This window comes from uncultured Campylobacter sp. (assembly GCF_938018145.1).
In the GTDB taxonomy this organism is placed as follows: Bacteria; Campylobacterota; Campylobacteria; order Campylobacterales; family Campylobacteraceae; genus Campylobacter_A.
On the sequence record NZ_CALIII010000254.1, the window covers coordinates 1 to 3,583 of the forward strand.

A 3,583-nucleotide genomic window follows, 5' to 3' on the forward strand; every position below is an offset into this window, starting at 1 on the left:
GCTCACGCCCTTTTCCTCGTCCATCACGGCCAAAACGGCAAAAATTTTACTCGCTGCCTCGCCGTATTCGCCCTTGGTTTTTAGATGAAACGGCACGTATTTTAGCCCCGCGACCTTTTCTACGACCTTCGGCGTGACGGTTTTGTCGTATTTATAGCAAAACGGGCATGCGTAGCTAAAGACCTTAACTAGCGTGTTTTGCTCCACGGATAGCGGCTTTTCGAGCTTGACGTAATCCTCACCCTCGGTAAACGCGGCCGCGCTAAGGGCGCCAAACATCGCGACTGCTAGAAAGCCTTTGCTAAATTTAGAAAGTAGGTTCATGGAGTGCTCCTTAAAATGATTTCGTTTGAGTTAATTTTATATCCTCTCGCCGCCGCAGAACTCACGCTAAGATAAATTTTAGATTAAATTCGTAAAATTTGGGCTAAATTTTAGCGGAAAATATAAAAATTTGAATTATTTTTTGGATTTAAGCTATTTATAATAATAGCGTGATTTTCACGTTAGAAATATTCAATAAAATTACGGCAATGAAACGATTTATCATTATAAAGGAGAAAAAGATGAAAAGAACTCTCTCATCAGTCGCCCTAGCCGCGGCGTTACTCGGCGGTCTAAGCACGGCCGCGCTAGCTATCGGCGGACCTAGCGGCGCTCACATCGACTACGCCGTCCCTGGCAAGATCGGCGAAGTGGTCGTAAACCCGTACGACACCGCGCCTCTAACGGCGGTCATCAAAAACGGCGGCTACACGCTAGCAAACGCGAAAGTCACTATCGTGCCAAAACCGGGCGGTCAGGTTATCAGCTATAAAGTCGCCGACAAACACCTTCGCACGCACGGCGGAATCCCTATTTTTGGACTTTACCCTGACTATCAAAACACCGTCGAGGTCGAGTACGATAAAATTTACAAGGGTCAAACCGAGCACGTAAAAGAAACCTATAAAATTTACGCTCCGGCGATCTATTTGGAGAGCTCGGGCATGCCGTCTCAAAAGGGCGCGCTGTTTGATAAAATCGAGGTCGTGAAGGCTCCGAGCGCGAAATTTGCTAACCGCCTTTACTACGTAAATAACTTCGTAAATAAAACCGGCAAGGGCACCAAAGTCGTGTGGAACAACCCCGCAGGCGGCGCGATCGAGTGGAACTACAGCCCGAACAACTTCATCCTAGACACCAAAGGCGAAGTGCGCTGGTACCTGGAGCCGAGTAAAATTTACGACCTCAAGCAGCCGTTTAGCGCGGGCGTCATGATGGGCTTTAAGCAAAACGACGACGGCGCGATGACGTGGGGCTATGGGCAGCGATACGCCAAATACGACATAATGGGCCGCGAAATCTTTAACCGCGAGCTGCCTGCGGGCTACAACGACTTCTCGCACTCCATGGACGTAGCGCAAAACGGACACTATTTCCTCCGCGCGGCAAACGCCAACTATAAACGCGCCGACGGCAAAAACGTCCGCACCGTGCGCGACGTCATCGTCGAGGTCGATAGAGACGGCAACGTCGTGGATGATTTTAGATTATATGAAATTCTCGATCCGTACCGCGACATCGTGCTAAAAACGCTCGATCAGGGTGCCGTGTGCCTAAATATCGACGCTAGCAAGGCAGGCCACACCGCGAGCACGGACGAGCTAGCCGCGATGGATACGAACGAAAAATGGGGCGACATCGTGGGCTCGGGCCCCGGACGCAACTGGGCGCACGTAAATAGCGTGGACTACGACCCAAGCGACGATAGTATCATCATCTCCAGCCGCCACCAAGACGCCGTCATCAAGATCGGCCGCGACAAAAAAGTCAAATGGATAATGGGCGCGCACAAGGGCTGGAAGGATCAGTTTAAGGGCTACTTGCTCCAGCCGGTAGATAAAGACGGCAAAAAGATCGTCTGCGAGGACGAATACTCAAAATGCCCGGGATATGAGAGCGAGAAGGGCGGATTTGACTGGCAGTGGACGCAGCATACGGCATTTAGAATCGACAGCAAGTCTAAAAAAGGGCTCGTCTATCTAACCGTATTTGACAACGGCGACACCCGCGGCATGGAGCAGCCTGCGATGGCGGGCATGAAATACTCCCGCGCGGTCGTCTATAAAATCGACGAAAAAGCTAAAACCGTCGAGCAGGTCTGGGAATACGGCAAACAGCGCGGCAGCGAGTGGTACAGCTCTGTTACTTCGCTCGCGCAGTATCAAGACGACCTAGATAGCGTGATGGTTTACTCAGCGGTTGCCGGCATGCAGTTTGACATCGCCAAAGGCCGTCCGGTCGGCGTGCCTAGCCCTCACATCAACGAGTTTGAATGGGGCGCAAAAGAGCCGTCAATCGAGATAAAAATGACCAACGCGATGGGCTATCAGGCGTTTCCGTTTAGCCTAGAAAAGGCGTTTGAAAAATAAAATTTAGCGGCTCCAGGGCAGTGCGCTTCGGGGCCGCTTTTTGGTAAATTTGGATTTTGCGCTTGCGACTCGGTTAAATTTGACGGTTCAAATTTGACGGGTCGCAGGCTTTAAATTTGGATCAAATTTGACGCTCGTTCGCATCCGCTCGGATACGGCAAATTTGACCGCAAAAGGTAAAATTTAGGCTCGCGTTTCCATCCTTTGCGCTAGTCTAAATCTTACCTTTTCCTGCCAAGCGTTTGGGAAAATAGGACTCCGAAAGACAATAGCAATGCCTAAACGCTTGGATTTTCTCTGCTGCTTAAATTTACCCGTTTGCTTCACAAAATTTTGCTCCTATTTTTCAAATTTACATCCTTGTTGCCGTAAAACCGATATAATCAACAAAAACGACGGAGGCGAAATATGCAAAAATTTGTCGAGCAAAAATTTATCGGCGAGCGCGCGATGTTTGGCGCAAAGGACGCTGAGTTTGAGCGGTGCGGGTTTGCGGCAGGCGAGTCGCCGCTAAAGCACGGGCAAAATTTGCGCCTAAAAAATTGCACTTTCGAGTGGAAATATCCGCTGTGGTACACTAAAAACGTCGCCGTGGAGGACGGGTTTTTGATGCAGATGGCGCGCGCTGGCATCTGGTACGCGCAGGACGTGAGCTTTAAAGATACGCTAATCCAGGCGCCAAAATCCTTCCGCAGGTGCCAAAACGTGAGGCTAGAAAACGTAAATTTGACCCAGGCCGAGGAGACGCTGTGGAGCTGTGCGGACGTGGAGATAAAAAACGTCTGCGCGCGCGGGGATTATTTTGCGATGAACTGCGAAAACGTGCGCGTTTACGGGCTAAATTTGGACGGGAACTACGGCTTTGACGGCTGCAAGAACCTGCTCGTCGAGGATAGCAAACTGCTTAGCAAAGACGCCTTTTGGAACTGCGAGAACGTGACCGTGCGAAATAGCTTCATCAGCGGCGAATACCTCGCGTGGAACAGCAAAAACGTGACCTTTGAAAACTGCGTGATAGAGAGCTTGCAGGGGCTTTGCTACGTGCAAAATCTCGTGCTGCGCGGCTGCCAAACGCTAGATACCACGCTAGCCTTTGAGTATTCAAGCGTGGACGCCGAAATTTTAGGCGGCATAGCTAGCGTGAAAAACCCGCTTTCAGGCGTGATAAG

At 50.4% G+C, this 3,583-nt stretch carries 2 protein-coding genes and 1 pseudogene; 2 read left to right on the forward strand and 1 reads right to left on the reverse strand.

Annotated elements, in window-relative coordinates:
* Positions 1-324, reverse strand: a pseudogene (locus tag Q0338_RS05840) (thiol:disulfide interchange protein); the annotation flags it as partial.
* Between the two features lie 242 nt (positions 325-566).
* Between Q0338_RS05840 and Q0338_RS05845 the strand changes: the two are divergent.
* A complete protein-coding gene (locus tag Q0338_RS05845) occupies positions 567-2,414 on the forward strand; it encodes an aryl-sulfate sulfotransferase (RefSeq protein ID WP_298085938.1) in 1,848 nt (615 codons plus the stop codon).
* A gap of 408 nt (positions 2,415-2,822) precedes the next feature.
* A partial coding sequence (locus tag Q0338_RS05850; protein ID WP_298085939.1) for a DUF3737 family protein occupies positions 2,823-3,583 on the forward strand: 761 nt, incomplete at its 3' end.

What these genes read in the sequence shown, in the direction of transcription:
- Q0338_RS05845 (WP_298085938.1), top strand. Translation starts at nt 567, where the DNA reads ATGAAAAGAACTCTCTCATCAGTCGCCCTAGCCGCGGCGTTACTCGGC.